Source organism: Virgibacillus pantothenticus (assembly GCF_018075365.1).
GTDB classification, from domain to species: Bacteria; Bacillota; Bacilli; order Bacillales; family Amphibacillaceae; genus Virgibacillus; species Virgibacillus pantothenticus.
In genome coordinates this window covers 1,579,188-1,598,314 of record NZ_CP073011.1, presented here as the reverse complement: position 1 = coordinate 1,598,314, position 19,127 = coordinate 1,579,188, and the positions used below count along the sequence as shown (strand labels likewise).

General features: G+C 35.9%; 19 protein-coding genes and 2 pseudogenes. 2 read left to right on the top strand and 19 right to left on the bottom strand.

The genetic code is table 11. The features are described 5' to 3' along the window. Window positions 1-606: 606 nt before the first annotated feature. From KBP50_RS07510 to KBP50_RS07495, 4 genes and pseudogenes are all read right to left on the bottom strand, one after another. On the bottom strand, window positions 607-942 hold the full coding sequence (locus tag KBP50_RS07510; RefSeq protein WP_050353145.1) for a hypothetical protein: 336 nt from the start codon (window positions 940-942) through the stop codon (window positions 607-609). A gap of 20 nt (window positions 943-962) precedes the next feature. Beyond that, window positions 963-3,035, bottom strand: a complete 2,073-nt coding sequence (locus KBP50_RS07505) for a T7SS effector LXG polymorphic toxin (RefSeq protein WP_050353146.1) — start codon at window positions 3,033-3,035, stop codon at window positions 963-965. 661 nt (window positions 3,036-3,696) lie between these two features. Then, window positions 3,697-4,062: pseudogene (locus tag KBP50_RS07500) on the bottom strand (sigma-70 family RNA polymerase sigma factor); the annotation flags it as partial. Between the two features lie 315 nt (window positions 4,063-4,377). Next, the gene (locus tag KBP50_RS07495) at window positions 4,378-4,530 is read right to left on the bottom strand and encodes a hypothetical protein (protein WP_169770805.1); all 153 of its coding nucleotides are present in this window, start codon (window positions 4,528-4,530) and stop codon (window positions 4,378-4,380) included. 171 nt (window positions 4,531-4,701) lie between these two features. On the opposite strand from KBP50_RS07495, the gene KBP50_RS07490 reads away from it, so the two are divergent. Continuing rightward, the gene (locus KBP50_RS07490) at window positions 4,702-4,965 is read left to right on the top strand and encodes a hypothetical protein (protein ID WP_050353147.1); all 264 of its coding nucleotides are present in this window, start codon (window positions 4,702-4,704) and stop codon (window positions 4,963-4,965) included. Between the two features lie 989 nt (window positions 4,966-5,954). On the opposite strand, the pseudogene KBP50_RS22085 reads toward KBP50_RS07490, so the two are convergent. Both KBP50_RS22085 and KBP50_RS07480 read right to left on the bottom strand, forming a co-directional pair. Continuing rightward, window positions 5,955-6,485 (bottom strand): annotated as a pseudogene (locus KBP50_RS22085) (peptidoglycan recognition protein family protein); the annotation flags it as partial. A 1-nt stretch (window position 6,486) separates the two neighbouring features. Beyond that, window positions 6,487-6,714 carry a phage holin gene (locus tag KBP50_RS07480; protein WP_050353148.1) on the bottom strand — a complete coding sequence of 76 codons (228 nt, stop codon included), beginning with the start codon at window positions 6,712-6,714 and terminating at the stop codon, window positions 6,487-6,489. Window positions 6,715-7,187: 473 nt separating this feature from the next. Here KBP50_RS07480 and KBP50_RS07475 point away from each other — a divergent pair, with 473 nt between their 5' ends. Beyond that, complete coding sequence (locus tag KBP50_RS07475; protein ID WP_050353149.1) at window positions 7,188-7,595, top strand: hypothetical protein; 408 nt, start codon at window positions 7,188-7,190, stop codon at window positions 7,593-7,595. 386 nt (window positions 7,596-7,981) lie between these two features. Here the strand turns inward: KBP50_RS07475 and KBP50_RS07470 are convergent, their stop codons facing one another. The 13 genes from KBP50_RS07470 to KBP50_RS07410 form a co-directional block, all read right to left on the bottom strand. Next, window positions 7,982-8,212, bottom strand: a complete 231-nt coding sequence (locus tag KBP50_RS07470) for a YrhC family protein (protein WP_050353150.1) — start codon at window positions 8,210-8,212, stop codon at window positions 7,982-7,984. 143 nt (window positions 8,213-8,355) lie between these two features. Further along, on the bottom strand, window positions 8,356-9,045 hold the full coding sequence (gene mtnN, locus KBP50_RS07465) for a 5'-methylthioadenosine/S-adenosylhomocysteine nucleosidase (RefSeq protein ID WP_050353151.1): 690 nt from the start codon (window positions 9,043-9,045) through the stop codon (window positions 8,356-8,358). A gap of 31 nt (window positions 9,046-9,076) precedes the next feature. Continuing rightward, window positions 9,077-9,769, bottom strand: coding sequence for a YrrS family protein (locus KBP50_RS07460; RefSeq protein WP_050353152.1), 693 nt, complete (start codon window positions 9,767-9,769; stop codon window positions 9,077-9,079). 445 nt (window positions 9,770-10,214) lie between these two features. Further along, window positions 10,215-10,691 (bottom strand): transcription elongation factor GreA, encoded by a 477-nt coding sequence (gene greA / locus KBP50_RS07455; protein WP_050353153.1) that lies wholly within the window; start codon window positions 10,689-10,691, stop codon window positions 10,215-10,217. A 276-nt stretch (window positions 10,692-10,967) separates the two neighbouring features. After that, entirely contained in the window at window positions 10,968-11,597 is a 630-nt protein-coding gene (udk, locus tag KBP50_RS07450; RefSeq protein WP_050353154.1) for a uridine kinase, read from the bottom strand. A 17-nt stretch (window positions 11,598-11,614) separates the two neighbouring features. Next, entirely contained in the window at window positions 11,615-12,238 is a 624-nt protein-coding gene (locus tag KBP50_RS07445) for an O-methyltransferase (RefSeq protein ID WP_232231292.1), read from the bottom strand. An 89-nt stretch (window positions 12,239-12,327) separates the two neighbouring features. Next, window positions 12,328-13,446: an endolytic transglycosylase MltG gene (mltG, locus tag KBP50_RS07440; protein ID WP_050353155.1), complete on the bottom strand. Its 1,119-nt coding sequence runs from the start codon at window positions 13,444-13,446 to the stop codon at window positions 12,328-12,330. A 123-nt stretch (window positions 13,447-13,569) separates the two neighbouring features. Then, window positions 13,570-13,851, bottom strand: a complete 282-nt coding sequence (locus KBP50_RS07435; protein WP_050353156.1) for a DUF1292 domain-containing protein — start codon at window positions 13,849-13,851, stop codon at window positions 13,570-13,572. 12 nt (window positions 13,852-13,863) lie between these two features. Further along, entirely contained in the window at window positions 13,864-14,277 is a 414-nt protein-coding gene (ruvX, locus tag KBP50_RS07430; protein WP_050353157.1) for a Holliday junction resolvase RuvX, read from the bottom strand. Next, entirely contained in the window at window positions 14,274-14,543 is a 270-nt protein-coding gene (locus KBP50_RS07425) for an IreB family regulatory phosphoprotein (protein ID WP_050353158.1), read from the bottom strand. The genes ruvX and KBP50_RS07425 overlap by 4 nt, the downstream gene beginning before the upstream one ends. A 119-nt stretch (window positions 14,544-14,662) precedes the next feature. After that, window positions 14,663-17,305: an alanine--tRNA ligase gene (alaS, locus tag KBP50_RS07420; protein ID WP_050353159.1), complete on the bottom strand. Its 2,643-nt coding sequence runs from the start codon at window positions 17,303-17,305 to the stop codon at window positions 14,663-14,665. 433 nt (window positions 17,306-17,738) lie between these two features. Further along, entirely contained in the window at window positions 17,739-18,845 is a 1,107-nt protein-coding gene (locus tag KBP50_RS07415; protein WP_050353160.1) for an AI-2E family transporter, read from the bottom strand. Between the two features lie 38 nt (window positions 18,846-18,883). Continuing rightward, complete coding sequence (locus KBP50_RS07410) at window positions 18,884-19,078, bottom strand: hypothetical protein (protein ID WP_170875266.1); 195 nt, start codon at window positions 19,076-19,078, stop codon at window positions 18,884-18,886. Window positions 19,079-19,127: the final 49 nt, after the last annotated feature.

Genomic DNA, 19,127 nt, shown 5'->3' with positions numbered 1-19,127 from the left:
ACTCCAGACGTAGGTTTATTTTTATGCTACAACTCTATTCCATTTTGCCGATCCGTTTAATATCCAAATTTATATTATAGCTTATTTCGTTTTTTTACGATGTAAACGAATTAAGGGGATTTTTGGTATATTATTACTATGTTACTAAAGCTAAAATCACAGCTCTGTCAAAAACTTAAACTTATCCACTACCTACTTCAAACAATGGTTCCATAGTTCCTAAGCATATAGCATTGCCTGCTGGGTCCTCCAATTGGAATAAAACCTACCGGTAACCTTCTCTCCATTGTATCTATAAAAACCAGCCAGATTATCATACATATCACTGATTCAAAATACATTCAATCTGTTCTGTTGATAATCTTTAAGTGCACTTTCACTATCATTTTGCTTAACCTTATAAATATCTTTTTTTTGTTTTTCTTTTTTAAATCACTACTTCCTCTAATCACTGATCGTGATAACCTACGATTACAACAAGGTACTCCATTATGGCACAGCCATCATGAGTTATCTTTTTCGTCAAACAAATCATATTACATGCAACAAAGCACTTGTCGCCTAATATGCAATCAAGTGCTTAGGTTACTAAATCTTATAATATTATCAATCTTCGAGTATCTCTGCTATTCTCTCTTTCCATATTAACATCAAATCTAAAAATTCCTCAGTTTCTATTGTACTCTCAAAGGGTTCATCAATCCGATAATGGTGCTCAGCTATTGTTACATTTTTCTTTATATTTACACTTGTAGCGTTCAACATGATTTCAAAGTCTTCATATTCTCCTTCTAAAACCTTCTTAACGTATCCAATATACTCATCCACTTCTTCTTTTGTTGAAATATCCTCCAAAACATCCGAGAAAACACTTATTTTTTCCGGTAGTATTATTCTTGTGATACCAAATGGATCTTTTTTAAATTCATATGAATATCTCATATTATTTATCACCTTCTATGCTATTTACGATATAAAGGATAGGCTGTAGCTATTGAACCGTCCTTATTCAAGAACATTTCTATTTTAATTCCTGATGAAGTGTCACCTATATACTTATTAGAACCTATCTGTTTTTTATTTTGATAGGCTTCATCAATAGCTTTTAACACATCTACACGATTCCATTCCCTCGGAAAGAAACTAGATTTGGCTACTTTTCTCTTTCCATCAATTTCAACTTTGGCTTCATAAACCCCATTTTTATCAGGTGCTTTCTCGGTTCCAGGAATAATCTTTCCACCCATCATACTTTCATGATGATATCCAACCGCTTTCCCGCGTCTATTAATTTCACCATGATAAATGTGTTTTATCGTTCCCGTATTATATTTACCCGTACCCTTAACCCTCTCAACTGTATGCTGTTGGTACCCATTATCATTAGGGTTAGCCTTATAGATGCCTTTTTCGATTTTAAGATTGTTGTTATTCTTTTTTAAATCACTACTTCCCTTACTCACTGTATAGTGATAGCTGCCTGTCGTATCACTAACTACATTGACTTTAGGTATTTTAGTTCTCATCCATTCCTTTATATTCAACATCGTAGGAATTTTTAGAGAGGACCTTGTATACGTATTATTTTTAGAAATTACTTCTCCAACGTCGTTTTGGTCCGCAAACTTACTACCAGATTTTGGCTTAGAAAGGAACGACTTTGTACCAACAACCGTTGAAAACAAACCAAAACTAGATAACCAATGTTCTTTGGAATACGTTTCTTCAGGACTTATTGTCCCATGCATCATGTCTACTCCACCAACAGTAAGCCAGTTAACAAAGTCTTTTGGTGTATTCAACATATTTTCTGCCCGGACCTGAAGACCTTTTGAAAAGTCCTGTCCCGTATTCAATGCACCAAAAGTAATATAATTTCCGAAATCATAAAAAGAGTCGAATTTAGCTTCATTTCTATCCTCTGCTGCTTTTAATACATCCGAACCTATCTCTTGAAACGCTTGAGCAGACTTTTGAAATGCATTTTGCCTCCGATCATCTGGAATTGATGATACCAATTCGTACGTCACGGAACCATCAGATTCTTTAAACTCACGGACTTTTCTGCCGTCAATTAGCGTATAGTATACACCATGCCATTCTTTCTTATAATCCGAGATCTTTACTTTAGAAACCACTTGGTGCTCAATGGTAGAAAATTCTCCTGTAGTTAAACGGTCACCTGATGCTGCCGTAGCTGCATGTATAGCTCGGTAGCTATAATCCATCGTTTTCGAGTCAAAGCGTTTCTGTAAATAGCTGATTAACATTTTTGCTGCTGGTAAGTGCTGGGATAATAGAAACTTGCCAGCCTCACCAAGTATAACCTCTAATTCAAGAGCGTTTCTCGCAGCTTTTGTCTTAATACCGCGTATAAGTGCTTTATGGAACTTTTGATCGTCTAGCTGTCTGGCTTGGTAACTACCAATACGTATCTTCCCATTGTTTCCTAACTCACGGATTTGACTAATATAATTCTTCATCATGCGAATATCTTGGTGAATGGGTTCTAGCTTAGCTGTATTGTGGAGGTCAAAAGCGTGGAGCTTCTCTATCGTCTGACGGTTCATCTTTTTCGCATGCTGTACTTTATCTAGGAATTCCCCATCGTCTATATCGCAAATGTTAACAATATCTTTAACCGAGTGAAGAACGGCATTTGCCTCATCCGTTAACGCCATGGTAATCTGTTCCATTCGCTCAAAACTTCGTTGCACATCTTGAGAAAGAAAATCCTCACGAATAACCCCATCTTTGTTTGGTTCCATGTCTTGAACCGACTTTTTCATTTCCTGTAAAGTATTGGAGTAATTCGTAATAAAACCTTCTAGGAACAACAGAAACGGCATGTGCACCTCTTGATAGAAGGTTCGAATAGAATGAGCCGTTTTCCCTTTAAACGCATCCTCCAAAGCTATAATGCCCTCTATGCTTTTCTGGATGTTATTTACTTGTGTATGTACTTGTTCCAGCTGCGATATGGTTTTGTCAATATAGCTATGAAGGTCGCTTACATAAAGCGCCTTAATGAACATCTCCTCCCATCCCCATTGGTAATCATTTCAATGTAACCCCTTTAGTGCATTATACTAAAATTACGGAATATATGGAATTGCTTGTGGAAAAATATTGAAATACCGACTTTCCAAAACTCATTTCGATTATTGGGTAAGGGTTTTGCATTATATGACGAATGAATATTAAAGAGTGTGATTTTATATGCAATGCGGAATTTGCGGATTAAAGTTTAAACCAATTGATCACGTCTACGTTTGAAGTAGACAGTGGATAAGTTTAATTTTTTGACAAAGCTGTGATTTTAGCTTTAGTAACATAGTAATAATATACCAAAAATCCCTTAATTCGTTTACATCGTAAAAAAACGAAATAAGCTATAATGTAAATTTGGATATTAAACGGATCGGCAAAATGGAATAGAGTTGCAGCATAAAAATAAACCTACGTATGGAGTTACACGCCAAAACAATCACGAGAAATGACAGCCATACGAAAAAGTAATTGGTGGTGATAATCAACCATATGGAAAACCTGACCCGTGTGGTAACTTAATTTATTAGTATTTATTATTTTGGATCTATGTCAAATTGTGTGGAACCCCAACATTTAGGATAGAGCCATTATTTTTATTCCAAATGAAAAAAGGAGCTAAACAGCAACCTAAGCTCCTTTTTCTTTTTACCTTCTATGTTCTTTTCTGTAATATTCATGAAATACTTTCATTAAAGCTCGTTTTTCAATTCGGGAAACGTAACTTCTTGATATGTTTAATTTTTTGGCAATTTCTCGTTGCGTTAATTCTTTTTCATCGTTTAAACCATACCGATAAACAATTACTTCACGCTCACTCTTATCTAAAATTGCAAAGTAATCTTCCATCTTTTCGATCTCCATATTTAACTGAATAAATTCAATTATATTCTGGTTTTCTGCTTCTAAAATATCAATCAGTCTAATCTCATTTCCTTCTTTATCTTGACCAATTGGATCGTGAAGCGAAACATCCTTTTTAACTTTCTTTCATGCACGTAAATGCATTAATATCATTCTCTATAACAAGAAGACAGAGCGAAAGTGGATTTGTTGTAGGGACATGATTTATTGTTTGGAAGACTTAAGCGCGCTCAATTTATAAATTAGATTTTATTATTAAACACTCTGCTTTAAAACAACACCCTTCTGTTTTGTTCATTCGTCCCTTTGCGCTTCAACCACTTATAATAACCAGCACAGGAAACCTCTGTTAATTCCACAACCTACTTAGACAATTCATTAGTCTAATTACTAACAGTAACATGAAAGACTGTGCGTCCTCTAAAAATTGACTACTATATAGGTACACTACCGTTCACTTGTGCTCTATTGATTATCTTCATTATTGTTCTCTTGTTGTTGTTCTGATGGTTCTTCTGTTGGGTCTGGTTCATCTCCATCAACACCATTACATCCAAATAAGAATCCAAAAGATAAAACAGCAGCCAGAAGCCCTAAATGATATCTTTTTGATTTCATCTTCATTCTCCTTTCTATATTTTACAATTAGCATTACCAATTTTTTAATTTATACTAATACAAAGTAGCAAAATGGAAAATTGTTTCAGCATAAAATTATCGAAATAAACAATCCTAATACTGTTTAACTTACTAAAAAAATAATGCAAAATAAAAAGGATGGTGATTCTAATGAACAACAATAGAAATATGATGACTTCATTATTGACAATAGGCGCAGCTGGAGCGGTTATTTATGGCGTTACAAGAGGAATACGAAATGGAACATTTCAACAGTGGCAACAAAATATTTCTAATGCAATGAATAATTCACAGGTCCAACAATTAATGCAGCCTTTAAATAACCTCACAAATAACCAGGGTACGCAACCATTAACGTCTAACTCACAAAGCCAAACAAACAGCGGACAGCAATCAAATAATTACGCACTTTAGTTAGAGTAAAGGATGGATAATATTTTTTAACCATCCTTTGTCTCAGATTAACCTCGAAAAAGAAAAACACTTTTCTGGGTACGTGATTTGTCGATTGTAGTTATTCTTGTCCTGGTCAAGCTGCAAAGCCTACTGTGTTCACATTAACATCCTGCAGAAACAAACGATATGGTTATCTCCTATTAGGCTTTTTTGTACTACATTAAACATTTAAAACAGGAGTGTTCCGACATCTTACAATTTACAGATTACTTCTTTTTGGTTTGAGTTGTTTGTTCAATACTTTTTATTTATTTTACATCATCCTTATACACCCATGAATAAAGTTGTTTAAGCAACACACGATCGTCATCTACCTGTTGAATAGTGTATGGCTTATTTTTATATCTCGACGGTATGCGCTCACCAGTTACGTAATTAGTTGCGGATGATTTTAGTTTGACACGCTGTCCGATATTAAATAATTTTGTCATACTGGAACTACTGGACTTAACAGCTACATCCGATTTGTGTACCCATGAGTATATCTCTTTAAGCAGTACTTTACTAGACTCTACCTGTTGCACAGTGTAAGTTTTCCCTTTTTTTCTTTGAGGTATTTTTTCTCCAGTCACATAACGGTCAGCCGACTTACTCAAATACACTTTCTCGCCAACACTAAAAGATCTATTGTCGGATGGTTTAGCAGCTGTGCTATCATTTTCAACGCTAACAAACCTAGGATGGGCAGTAATATAATATATATCACCTTTGCTGTTTTTCACTCGGTACATTGGCGACCCGTTTACCAAAAGCTTATTATCTATAGCCCAACCATGGCCAGGTTTAAAAGTACCACTTGGATTGTCCCACCTTGGGCTATCATAATAGTTTACATCAGTATGATAAGTGTTTTCCACACGCTTTCCTTTTAGATCAGTGCCTACAACTCTTACGCCTTGTGGTTTAGAAGGCTTAGAGGGTCTAGGTGCTTGTCCGCTGTCAGCGCTCCATTTCAGGTAGTATTCATAAACGTCTGCAATAAATTCAGCCCATGAAACGCCGTTAGGCTCTAACCAACTTTGTGGATCAGTTCTACGACTAGGATCTAACGTTTTATGGGCCACAATATCTTTTTTAGGATTCAGTCCAAACTTTTTACATAAATAAGCATGGTACCAAACATAACGATCATAAGCTTTGTTAAAATCTCCAGTACGACAAAGCTCTATCCCAATTGCAATATCATTTGCGTCGTCACCATACAACTGATTATCTTTTGGCGTTCTATATTGAACGTGCCATGCCTTTTCATGGAGTGGAATGATTTCTAAAATCTTTGTATCATCAATAAACGTATGAGCAGATGCTTCAGATGTTACGCTTTGAAAATAATTATAGTGCGCATCAGCATTTGCATTATTGTTAGCTGTTTCGTGTGCAACTAGAAACTGCACACCTAGATTTTTCAGTCTAGGTCTTGCATTTTTATTAGTAATATACCGGCGTTCAATTGAATATTGAGCTTTTATTTTAAACATATTATTTCATTCCTTTATCTTTCAAAAATTGTTCATTTTGCTGGGCTTTTTTAGTAACAGGATTGTCTTTCCACCAAGCCCATACAGCTATAACTACAGTTACTATCGCCGACACACCTTGATAAATTTCTTCTTCCGAAAACGGTATTGGGTTCCACCCCATTGTTATCAATGCTTGGTTTACAAGTAATATTGCCAATACTACTAACCTTACAATAGCTTGCTTCATATAATCCCTCCTTAATAAAAGATATTAAAAAAACGACTTGCCCGTTTGGACTAGTCGTTTAACTAAGTTTTACTAGAAAGAACTGCTTCATGAAAAACATCTAAAAAAAGAGAATATAGGAAGACTCAACGCTTTATAACAACACACTTGTAAACAACAATTAACATCAAATAACCTAGTATGATTACTAGTTGCTGGTATAACTAAATAAGGTATAAAATAAACATGCGTATAGTGGTTTTTGTTTTATATCAACTTTTTCGTTTATTTGGTAGAATACAGGTATAGCTTTCAATGCACGGCATTATATGGTTATAAGAAAAAGCAATAGGAGATTTTGTAGTTCGATATTACCACACTTCGTCCTTGTGAATTGCAATGAAAAGGGTAGCCGATATACTATCTTTTCCATTTATTTTATTTCCTCATTTAAATTAGCTTTCGTTATAAACACTGAATATAGGTGACTTTTTATGAATGACCTAATTAAAAAGAAGATAATTGCCATTAATTTAATAAGCTTTTTCTTTATATGGCTATTAATTTTTCTTGCAGGTGCTGATAAACCGCCACCAATTGGGTTTTTGTGGTTGGTTGGTCTGCTTATTGCTTTAGACATCGTACTATTCTTTTATTTAAAATCCTTTCTGCCTCGATTAAAGTTGCGAAAAAAAGGGATATTTTTCATTCATATGGTTTACTTTTTTGTCGGTGGTATTGTGCTAAGTCTGGTTACAATTCTATTGAAACCAAGTTATTTGGATGTGGGACTTTTAAATATTTCATTTTGGACGATAAGTATAATTTGCGTATCAATGATTAACGGAATATGCTGTTATCTATTTAATCTGATTCTATTGCGTCTATTTGAACAGCAATAGCATTAATAAAAAATATTTATAGCGGTTAAGGTACAAATTGCAACTTTTTTCACAGGTGTAGTTAAGCCGTTTCTCCATTTTTAAGAGAAACGGCTTTTTTCATTCATAAAACAAGTGAACTTTTAATCAATAGGTTTTTTCTACCATCTCCCACCTAAAAGGATAAAACATCCAATTCCATTGAAAACGAAAAAAATTTCCTATGTGTACGGTTACTGTTTCGACATGTTGTGCAACCCAACGAATAGGCAATTACGTGCCGTTTTCCCCCACTTATCAGTTTGTATTAACTCAGGCTTTTGCGGGAGCGTCTTACACCACTTTGCATATCAAATACCATTTCCTTATTTCTATGAAAACAATTAAAAACGCTAAGCGAATCTGCATTAGCGTTTATCTAAAAGTTTTTTTATCCTACGTTGTTGATAATGAAGCCAAAAACCAACGCTTAAAGCAACGAGTGTTAAACCGATTAGAGCCACTCCATCTTCTGATGGACGTAAGTACGTATTAATGATGGCACCCAGAAATAAATACATGGACAAAATAAGCAGTACACCGATAAAACGCTGGTAATCTGTATATTTATATTGTAATTCTTTTTGTTTATCATCCATGATTCGTATTACCTCCTATTTTCCTATCCCTATCCTAACATAAATTACTAGGTTCATAAGTAGGTAATTCATGGATATATAAATACATAATATGTGCTAACTATAGCTAACGTAATAGAAAATCTTCTATTACATTAGACCTTTTAATTTACTTGGATAAACTTCATAATCATAGTTGCAGCGTTCGTTGCAGCGGTTTTTAAAAATGAGTCGAATGAAACGGAAGCCTCTTTCCCCGCAATATCCGATAGCGCTCGGATGATAACAAAAGGGGTACCATATTGATAACATACTTGCGCAATCGCTGCTGCTTCCATTTCTGCAGCAATCATCGTTGGAAATTTGTTACGAACAAATTGCACACGTTCAGGGTCAGCCATAAATGAATCGCCTGTCGCAATAATCCCCTTTTTATATTGTATACCAAGTTCGTTCATAACACTTGCTACTTTTGCAACCAAATTCACATCAGCATCATACATCGCAGGCATTTGAGGTACTTGGCCATAAGCATAGTCAAACGCAGTTGCATCTACATCATGATGAACAACTTGCGTAGAAATAACAACATCACCCACTTCTAAATCCTTGGCAAATCCTCCAGCAGAGCCAGTATTAATAATGTATTCCGGAGCAAAACGTTCATGTAGAATGGTAGTTGCCATGGCAGCATTCACTTTCCCAATGCCTGATTTCAGTAAGACAACTTCCTTATCACCCAGCACTCCTTGTACAAATAAACAATTGGCTACTTCTAGCTCTTTTTTTTCATGCATTGAATCCTTTAATAGAGCAACTTCTTCATCCATTGCTCCAATTATTCCTATTGTCATACAGATGCCTCCTGCCTCCATATTTATCCAGTTAGTTAATAATTACTTGCTTTAGTTGCTCTACTTTTGTTGGCTTCCATCCTTGCTCATCTACCCACGTTAAATAAACACGATAAATTTGTGAATTATCTTTATTAGAAATAGTCGCTTCTACTCTTTGCTGGTCTCCGCCGTTTCCTACCCAATGTGTAACCATGCTGCTCTCATCCAAACCGGTAACCTCCGCAGCCGCTGTTGCTATTTCTTTTCTATCTTGTGAACCTTCATCATAATTTGTGGTATGCGGACCTTCTTGTTCTGTTCCAATTGGCTTCCAATCGGCCGTATAAGCTTTTAAGACATTATCATTCGAAGGCTCTACTTGTTCAGTTTCAACCGCAGCATTTCCTTCAGAGCCTGATTGCTCTTTATCTGAAGAGTGTTTTTCATCTGTTTCTAATTCTTTTTCCGATGATTTGTCTTTGTCATCATTTTCTTCGATTCTGGTAAACTGATCCTCATTTTCTCCATCTTCAGCATCTGATACTTTTTCATCTGCTTCCGTTTGTGCATTAGGTTCCTGGCTGTCATCTTTTGCTGCATCCTCATCGTCCCCAAACAACCAAAACCCTAGCAGGATAATAAGTAAAACTGCACCTACAACAAGTAAAATTGATATAGATTTTGTATTTTTTCTTCGTTTTTCAAATTTATCTACTCGGGAAACTCTATCAAAATCACTCATTACTTCTGCCCTCCTATAATTACCCTACTATCATATCATATTTACTATAAAAATTTATATGCTAAGTGTATAACAATTATTTTGCAAAATACAACTATCCATGTAATGAAAGTATCTTGTTGTTTAGAAAAACCTCTCTGTAAAAATGAAAACCCGATCCATATAGCTTTTCCACGTAATTGCCCTCATTTAACCTCCTTAGACCTATCAAAGCAAAAATTTTGGTAAGTAGTTTTCCTTGGTCCCCATTAAAAGACTTCATTCTGTAACTTAAAGAACGATCCTGACCACATAGATATTATCTTAGGTTATATCAATACCTCTTGTAAAATCTTCTTCAGCTGCACGGAGTATTTTTACATGCTTTTAACCATTACTGGTACAACAAGGCTTTTCATTCGCAAAAAAAGATAGTGAACATGAGCTCACTATCTTTTTAACCATCTTATTTCACGTCGATTATTTTAACATAAATTTCGCCACCAGGTGTCGTTACAGACACTTCTGAGCCGACTTCTTGACCGATTAAGCTTTGTGCCATTGGTGAATCATTAGATATTTTACCTTCAAATGGATCTGCTTCTGCACTTCCAACAATTGTGTATGTTTCTTTATCCCCATCAGGAAGCTCCTGAAAAGTTACAGATTTACCCAAAGAAACCATATTTGGGTTTTGGTCATCATTTTCTATAATTACTGCATTACGAATCATTTTTTCCACTTGCGCAATGCGAGACTCAACAAAAGCCTGCTCGTCTTTGGCAGCATCATACTCAGAGTTTTCGGAAAGATCCCCGAAGTCTCGAGCTACTTTTATTCGTTCAACAACTTCTTGACGTCGTTCTGTTTTTAAATAATGCAATTCTTGTTCTAATTTTTCTTTCCCCTCTTGTGTCATATAATAACTTTTTTCTACAGCCATTTTAAACACTCCTTCTTCTTACTTCAATATATCACTGCCATACCAATTTTACTTGGCATGTATCATCTTTAGAATATGTTCAAATTCATGGTTCTGCTTTTGTACCTCACTGCGAAACATTCGCTACATGATAGATTATTATTTATTTTCATTAACCTTTTATTTTTGAACACATACTAACAGGGGCTCGAATGTAAGCGCTCCATTTTCTTAAAATATACTAAACATTACTATGGCAGAATTCAAATGATTTTTCAATACTTTTATTGAAATTTATTATTTATGTTTAAGAAGTATATTTTCGATTTTTGTTGCCATGATGTCAATAGCAACATGGTTTTGACCACCTTCAGGGATAATAATATCAGCATACCGCTTACTCGGCTCGATAAATTGCAAATGGGATGGTCTTACTTTATGAACATATTGTTCAATAACAGAATCCAGTGTTCTTCCGCGTTCTTTAATATCTCTCATCAGTCTACGGATAATCCGTAAATCAGCATCTGTATCCACAAAAACTTTAATATCCATTAAATTACGCAGCCGCGGATCTTCAAGAATTAATATCCCTTCAAGAATGATCACATCTTTAGGCTCTACATGGATCACCTCTTGTGAGCGTGTGTGAAGCTTATAATCATAAACAGGTTTGTTTATTTGCTGACCTTCTAATAAATCATTTAAATGCTTAACAAGCAATTCATTGTCAAAAGCTAAGGGATGATCATAATTCGTATTTAGACGTTCTTCAAAAGGGAGATGACTTTGATCTTTATAATAATAATCTTGTTCAATAACTAAAATGGTTTGGTCTGAAAAGCGCTGGCAAATAGATCGTGTCACAGAGGTTTTTCCACTTCCACTTCCTCCTGCTACGCCAATCACTACTGGTTGGTTATGCATCGATTGGTTACTCCCTTCTAACTATGTTTCATGCTAATCGCTATTCCGTCCCCTATAGGCACTATAGACGTTGTAAATAATGGATGTTGCATGAGCCAATGATTATAATCATTTATCTTTTCCACCATTTTCTTATATCTGGATGGAGCTATATGTGGCTTTTCGACATATCCACGAAATAAAACATTATCTGTAATGATGATGCCTTCATTTGCTAATAAAGGGGTAACAAGTTCGAAAAAACGACGATACTGGCTTTTGGCAGCGTCGATGAATATTACATCAAATAATGCTTCGTTTTGCAAGTTTTTTAGCATTTCCAAAGCATCTCCCAATAGGATTTTTATCTGTTTTTCAGCACCATGAGTACGTATATTCTGAATTGCTTCTTGATATCTTTGCACGTCTCTTTCCATGGTAACAATCTCTGCATCAGGTGCAGCTTCAAGCATTCTTAGAGCGGAGTATCCGATAGCTGTACCAATCTCTAATATCCGTTTAGGTTGTTTTAATCGAATTATCTGTTGGACAAAGTGCATGCTCACTGGCTCCATAATGGGCACGCGGTCTTTTTTCGCCCCCTGCTCAATTAGGTCTATAGAAGAAGTTCGTTTTGGTATCATATTTACTAAGTAATCCATACTATTGTCTTTCATCATGATCCCCTTCATATTCTGTAAACTGGAGTAATCCCCCTCTCAAATAGATCGGGGGATAAAAAAGGTTGGATTTAATTGATATGTTTTTGCTTATTCTTATTATGCTGTTCCAATGTTTCTGCATAATATATGTTCCCATTTTTATCGTGCAAGAAATATAGATAGTCTGACTCTTCAGGTTCAAGCGCAGCTACTAGGGAGTTCTCTGAGAAATTCCCAATTGGACCGACAGGGAGCCCTTCTACATAATACGTATTGTAAGGAGATTCAATTTCTAAATCTTCATAAATGACACGTTTTTTATGCTTTCCTTGTGCATATAATACAGTAGGATCAGTTTGGAGCTTCATCCCCTCTTCAAGACGATTGGCAAATACCCCGGCAATTTTCTTGCGTTGATCTTTTGCACCAGATTCTTTTTCAATAACAGAAGCAAATGTTACAGCTTCATGGACAGTATAATCTTTTTGTTTGATTTCATCCAAATATTTGGATAGTACGCTTTCGGTCTTTTTCATCATTTCATCGACAACTGTCTCAACACTCGGTTTTTCTTCAAAAAATTCATACGTAGCAGCAAACAGATAACCTTCTAGTGGTGTGCGTATCTCTGGATTTAATATATCCTCTGACAATATGGAAGGATAACGCTCCATCAATGTATGAATATAGTCCGGATCGTTTACTTTTTTAAGAAACTCTTCTTTTGTAAAAGGCAATTGCTTTGCATATATTTCTGCTAATTCATCGATTGTTTTTCCTTCAGGTATGGTAACGGTATGTACAGGCTCTGCCATTAACTTACCACTTTTTAATGAATCGACAACCTCACTTAATTCCATCGAAGGGCTAAATGTATAGTCTCCGGCCTGGAAATTCGAATCATTGTTAAATTTAATGTAAAAGCGAAATACAAGAGCATTCTTAATCACACCATTCTCTTCCAATATATTTGCAATATTAGAAGATGAGGAACCGATTGGTATCGTTACTTTAATTTCTTCATTACTATCGGGATTAACTGGCTCTAAAGCAGATTTAACATATAAGTAACCTGAAATAACTCCAATTACTAATATAATCAGTAGCGTAATAACAATGATCGCTACAATTTTGCGAACAGTTTTGGCTTCTTCACTGCGGGCCATGAGGTTGTCCCTAAATTTGCTACTATTTTTCTGCTTGGACATCTATCTTCCCTCCTCATCCGCTATATTATACTAAAACTTGCTAATGGATGCCATTATTTTTATAAAAAAAGAAAAAAGCTAACGTCTAAATATGACATTAGCTTGTAAATTTTTACTTTCTTATTACGCTTCATTTTCCTGTTCTGCTAAGGTGTTTAACATTTCTTCAACGATTTCCCATTCTTCATCTGATTCAATTGGGAACAGAGATAAATCGTCCTCATCCTTTTCCTCATATCGAAATGCGTATACTTCCACTTCTTCTTCCTCAGACTGTTCAACAGGGGTTACAGCAATATACGATTGGTTCATTTCATCCACATCAAATGTAAACAAAACCTCAAAAAGATGCTCTTCCCCGTTCTCATCAGGAATAATAATCCGTTCTTTTTCTTCTAGTGCCATTGTTCCACTCCTTTATTTTTGGTCAAGATAACCTTGTAAAATCATGACAGCAGCCATTTTATCAACGACTTGCTTGCGCTTTTTTCTGCTGACATCTGCTTCTAACAATACCCTTTCAGCAGCCATCGTTGTTAAACGCTCATCCCAAAGCTCTGTGGGGATGTTAAACTTTCTTTCAATATGTTTTGCAAAAGTGATCGACGCTTCACCACGCTCACCAATCGTTCCATTCATATTTTTCGGTAACCCGACAATAGCTTTCCCCACTTCATGCTCGGTTATGATTTTTATTAAAGCTTTATCAGCAGAAGTTAAATCATTTTCATTCCACTTAATAGTAGTAATACCCTGCGCGGTCCAACCTAAAGCATCACTAACAGCAACACCAATTGTTTTGGACCCTACATCCAATCCCATTATTTTCATTTGTCCGCCTGCTGCTGCTCTAAATAAAATTTAACCAGCTCTTCAATAACCTCATCACGCTCAATTTTTCGAATTAAATTGCGCGCATCGTTATATCTTGGGATATAGGCAGGGTCTCCGGATAGCAAATAACCAACAATTTGGTTTATTGGATTATATCCCTTTTCTTGTAGAGCTCCATGCACTTTAAAAAGTATTTCTTTAATATCCTCATCAAAAGGTTCTTCCGAAAAATTAAATTTCATAGTTTTGTCAATTGAACTCATTATGACACCTCGATTTTGGAATCATTATCTAGGAATACGAAATTATCCGATATGCTTCTTGTATTATAGTAACATGTTTAAACGATGAATTATATCTTTTTTATATCTGTAACCACAATTTAATGGTTTCGTTTCTCTTCGATGTAAAGCTTTGCTACATGTAATGCTTCCGCTATTTTAGATGGGTCTTTTCCGCCAGCTTGTGCCATGTCAGGTCGACCTCCGCCACCTCCGCCACAAGCCTGTGCTGCTTTCTTAATCAGATGTCCAGCGTGGTAACCTTGCTCAATTAAGTCCTTGGAAACACCTGCTGCTAATTGCACTTTATTATTATTTTCCATCGCTAATAGAATCATACCTGAATCAAGTTTCTGCTTTAATTCATCTACCATATTCCGTAATTGATTCATATCTTGCACTTCTACTTTTTTAGCTAAAACTTGAACTCCGTCTATCGTTTTAACTTCTTCAAGCATAGTAGCTGTTTCCTTGTTTGCTAATTTTGCTTGCAAGGATTCCGTTTCTTTTTGTAGTTGTTTTATCTCATGATACAGTGCCTCAATTTTTTCGGGCACAGCCTCGTCTTTTGCTTTGACTAATTGTGATGCTTGTTGTAGTAACCCTAATTTGCCTGTTATAAATTCATATGCCTGTTTACTCGTCACAGCTTCAATTCTTCTTGTGCCAGCCCCTATTCCGCTCTCTGTAACAATTTTAAACAAGCCGATTTCAGATGTGTTTACAACATGGCAACCGCCACATAATTCAATACTATAATCGCCAATTTGCACAACACGAACGATATCGCCATATTTTTCACCAAAAAGGGCAGTTGCTCCCATTTTTTTCGCTTCTTCCAATTTTTCGGTTTTAATCTGTAATGGAATAGCTTGCCATATTTTTTCATTTACCTGTCGTTCGATTTGCGCTAATTCTTGTTTGGATACAGCTTGATAATGGGAAAAATCAAAGCGTAACCGTTCTGGAGCTACTAACGAACCAGCCTGATTAACATGCTCTCCAATGACATCCTTTAATGCTTGATGTAATAAATGTGTCGCCGTATGATTCTTGACAACAAACGATCTTTTGGCTACATCAACTGTTGCCGTAACCATTTCTCCTACTGAAATACTGCCCTTTTCAATTCGAACACGGTGCACATGCTGCCCTTTCGGTGATTTTTGTACATCTTTTACTTGTCCAACCGCATACTCCGTATGGATGGTTCCTTGGTCGGCAATTTGTCCACCACTTTCTGCATAGAACGGGGTTTGATGTAGAAACAGATACACTTCTTCTCCTGCGTTTGCTTGTTTCACTTGCTGCTCATCTTTTATGATTGCTGCAACAGTCGTATCTTGCTCCGTATTTGTATAACCCACAAATTCACTTGCTACATCAATTTCTGCTATCGCACCTCCTTGTACCTGCATGGAATCTACTTTTTGTCGCGCTTTTCGTGCTCGTTCTCGTTGCTTATCCATTTCTGCTTGAAAACCAGCTTCATCAATAGAAAATCCTTGTGCTTGGACGTATTCTTCGGTTAGCTCCTTAGGAAATCCATACGTATCATATAAGCGAAACACTTCATAACCAGGAAAAATCGAGCTTCCCCGTTGTTTTTCACGGCTCATGATAGTTGTTAAAATATCCAATCCATCATGCAATGTTTCATGAAATTTTTCCTCCTCTGCCTTAACCATATTTCTAATAAAATCTTTCTTTTCCACCACTTGAACATAAAAATCCTGCATAATGTCAGCTACTACATCCACAAGTTCATACATAAATGGCTTTTCAATGCCAATCTCTTTAGCAAAGCGAACCGCTCTACGAATTAAACGACGGAGAACATAGCCCCTCCCCTCATTAGACGGAACCGCACCATCACCAATGGCAAAGCTAACGGTACGAATATGATCTGCAATTACTTTAAACGCAGTATCCGTTGATGAACTGTCCCCATACTTAACAGAAGCTAACGTTTCCGTCTTCTTTATAATCGGCATAAATAGATCCGTTTCAAAGTTGGTTGGAACATCTTGAATGACAGATACCATTCTTTCAAGACCTAAACCAGTATCAATATTTTTTTTAGGTAGAGGTGTATACGTATCATCGGGATTATGGTTAAATTGCGAGAATACAAGGTTCCATATTTCTAGGTACCGGTCATTTTCTCCTCCAGGATAAAGCTCTGGATCGTTTGGATTATTGCCATATTTTTCGCCACGATCGTAAAATATTTCTGTGTTTGGTCCACTTGGTCCTTCTCCGATATCCCAAAAGTTTTCTTCTAAACGGATAATCCGCTCTTTTGGCAAGCCAATAGTATGCAGCCAAATATCATAAGCTTCATCGTCTTCAGGATGCACAGTAACCGATAAACGGTCTGCTTCAAATCCAATCCAATGCTCGCTCGTTAGAAATTCCCATGCCCACTCGATTGCTTCTTGCTTAAAATAATCGCCGATGGAAAAATTTCCAAGCATTTCAAAGAACGTATGATGACGTGCTGTAAAACCTACATTCTCAATATCGTTTGTTCGGATTGATTTTTGAGCATTTACAATTCTTGGATTTTCTGGAATGACCCTTCCATCAAAATATTTTTTTAATGTAGCGACACCGCTATTAATCCATAATAGTGTCGGATCATCTTTTGGTACAAGTGATGCGCTCGGCTCGACTCGATGGCCCTTTTCCTTAAAAAAATCTAGAAACATTTGCCTTACTTCTGCTGACGTCAGTTGCTTCATTTGCTTTTCCTCCTATATTTATGAAAAAATTCGGTTTATAAGTTCAGTTCTGGAAAACAGTACTATGTAGACACAACAGTGAATCGTTTAAAGAAGGTTGCCAGAATGACTCCATTCTGTTGCGCTTTTAAAATTCGATTGTTAATAGAATAAAAAAATCCCCTCTCTGCAATTGCAGGGACGAGATTGATCGCGGTACCACCCTTATTATGAATACAGTTGTATTCATCACTTGTAGTTGATAACGGTATACAAACCGGCGGGAATGAACCGCACTCCAGAACAGCTTTCCATGATGTGAACTTTAGGGTTTCTTACAGCCTAAGGAATCCCTTCTCTACAAAAGCACGTATCATGTACTCAGAACCTTCAACGCTTTTAAATTATAACCTTGTTATGCGCTATTATAGAATAATGCGTATATTAATGTCAATTAAGATGGAGCAGAATCTTTTGGCTGTTTGGATTTAGAATAATATTCCTTCCATATTAGCAGATGTTTCACGATAACTTTTAGAATGGTCATTAACGGAACCGCAATAACCATCCCAATAACTCCAAATAATTGCCCGCCTAACAGTAATGCAAAAATAATCGCTGCCGGGTGGATATTTATGCTTTTACCCACAATATAAGGGGACAGGAGATTACTTTCGACCAATTGAATCGCAAATACAGACAGAATGACAAAAATGACGAGTTTACCGGAGACAGTAAAACCAATTGCCACTGCTGGTACCGCTCCAATAATCGGTCCGAAATAAGGGATTAGGTTTGTGATTGCCATTAGAATTGCTAATATTAATGCAAACTCAAGTTGCAATAAGAATTTAAAAACGATAAATGAAGTAAGACCTACAAACGCACAAACGATAAATTGACCGCGTATATAATTCCCTAAATTCTCATCAATTGCATGCCAAATTTGACTGGCGGTTGTTCGATACTTTACTGGAATCAAACGTTTACCAACTGCTTTTATTTTGTCATAGTCTTTCAAAAAGTAAAAAACGAGTACAGGAATAACAGTTAAGAGTATGATGAAATCAAACACTTTGGTAAATCCATTCATCAATCGTTCTAATAATCGATCTAATGCATTTTCGATTCGCATCAGCAATTGATCAAACTTATCATGTACATTTTCTGGTAAAAAGGATGTATATTCATACATCTGATAAATTGTTTTTTCATACATATTCATCAATTGCGGAAACTGTTCATTTAAATCTCTCACCTGAACGACGACCATTGGGTATATACGATAAATAAAATATGCAGTTAAACCAAAAAAGAGCAGATAAATGATTAAAATTGCTACCCCTTTAGGGATACGATATTGATGAATCATCTGTACAATGGGGTATAGTAAATAGGCAATTAAACAGGAGATAAGAAAGGGCGCAGATACATGCCATAATAAGGAAAATACCGCTTTATAAACCGGAAATAGTTTAACCATTAAATAGAAAAACAGGAATAGTAGTATGCCAATTAATAGGAAATAGAGGAAGTTTAAGCTTTGTCCATTTTTAAACATAGCTTACCACCCTCCAAAGAGAAGCTGCAAACACTATGTTATCCATTTCCATACAAGCTTCTTTCTTCCTCATTGAATAGATCATTGAGTGAGCTTAATGACCCATCTGCTTCCACTTGATGTAAAAGTAATGTATTATTATCTAACGTCATTTCCACAAAACATGTCCAGCAATAATATTGCCGGCTACCAATTTTACCAATATCTTTCCCCTGACAATTCGGGCATCGCATGATGTCAATACTCCTTCTTTTTTTCACTTGAGTTTTAGTTATCATCATG

What these genes read in the sequence shown, in the direction of transcription:
- KBP50_RS07415 (WP_050353160.1), bottom strand. Translation starts at nt 18,845, where the DNA reads ATGTTTAAAAATGGACAAAGCTTAAACTTCCTCTATTTCCTATTAATT.
- alaS (WP_050353159.1), bottom strand. Translation starts at nt 17,305, where the DNA reads ATGAAGCAACTGACGTCAGCAGAAGTAAGGCAAATGTTTCTAGATTTT.
- KBP50_RS07445 (WP_232231292.1), bottom strand. Translation starts at nt 12,238, where the DNA reads ATGGATTACTTAGTAAATATGATACCAAAACGAACTTCTTCTATAGAC.
- KBP50_RS07435 (WP_050353156.1), bottom strand. Translation starts at nt 13,851, where the DNA reads ATGGCACTAGAAGAAAAAGAACGGATTATTATTCCTGATGAGAACGGG.
- KBP50_RS07410 (WP_170875266.1), bottom strand. Translation starts at nt 19,078, where the DNA reads ATGCGATGCCCGAATTGTCAGGGGAAAGATATTGGTAAAATTGGTAGC.
- KBP50_RS07425 (WP_050353158.1), bottom strand. Translation starts at nt 14,543, where the DNA reads ATGAGTTCAATTGACAAAACTATGAAATTTAATTTTTCGGAAGAACCT.
- KBP50_RS07460 (WP_050353152.1), bottom strand. Translation starts at nt 9,769, where the DNA reads ATGAGTGATTTTGATAGAGTTTCCCGAGTAGATAAATTTGAAAAACGA.
- KBP50_RS07505 (WP_050353146.1), bottom strand. Translation starts at nt 3,035, where the DNA reads ATGTTCATTAAGGCGCTTTATGTAAGCGACCTTCATAGCTATATTGAC.
- KBP50_RS07510 (WP_050353145.1), bottom strand. Translation starts at nt 942, where the DNA reads ATGAGATATTCATATGAATTTAAAAAAGATCCATTTGGTATCACAAGA.
- mtnN (WP_050353151.1), bottom strand. Translation starts at nt 9,045, where the DNA reads ATGACAATAGGAATAATTGGAGCAATGGATGAAGAAGTTGCTCTATTA.
- mltG (WP_050353155.1), bottom strand. Translation starts at nt 13,446, where the DNA reads ATGTCCAAGCAGAAAAATAGTAGCAAATTTAGGGACAACCTCATGGCC.
- KBP50_RS07495 (WP_169770805.1), bottom strand. Translation starts at nt 4,530, where the DNA reads ATGAAATCAAAAAGATATCATTTAGGGCTTCTGGCTGCTGTTTTATCT.
- greA (WP_050353153.1), bottom strand. Translation starts at nt 10,691, where the DNA reads ATGGCTGTAGAAAAAAGTTATTATATGACACAAGAGGGGAAAGAAAAA.
- ruvX (WP_050353157.1), bottom strand. Translation starts at nt 14,277, where the DNA reads ATGAAAATAATGGGATTGGATGTAGGGTCCAAAACAATTGGTGTTGCT.
- udk (WP_050353154.1), bottom strand. Translation starts at nt 11,597, where the DNA reads ATGCATAACCAACCAGTAGTGATTGGCGTAGCAGGAGGAAGTGGAAGT.
- KBP50_RS07480 (WP_050353148.1), bottom strand. Translation starts at nt 6,714, where the DNA reads ATGAAGCAAGCTATTGTAAGGTTAGTAGTATTGGCAATATTACTTGTA.
- KBP50_RS07475 (WP_050353149.1), top strand. Translation starts at nt 7,188, where the DNA reads ATGAATGACCTAATTAAAAAGAAGATAATTGCCATTAATTTAATAAGC.
- KBP50_RS07470 (WP_050353150.1), bottom strand. Translation starts at nt 8,212, where the DNA reads ATGGATGATAAACAAAAAGAATTACAATATAAATATACAGATTACCAG.
- KBP50_RS07490 (WP_050353147.1), top strand. Translation starts at nt 4,702, where the DNA reads ATGAACAACAATAGAAATATGATGACTTCATTATTGACAATAGGCGCA.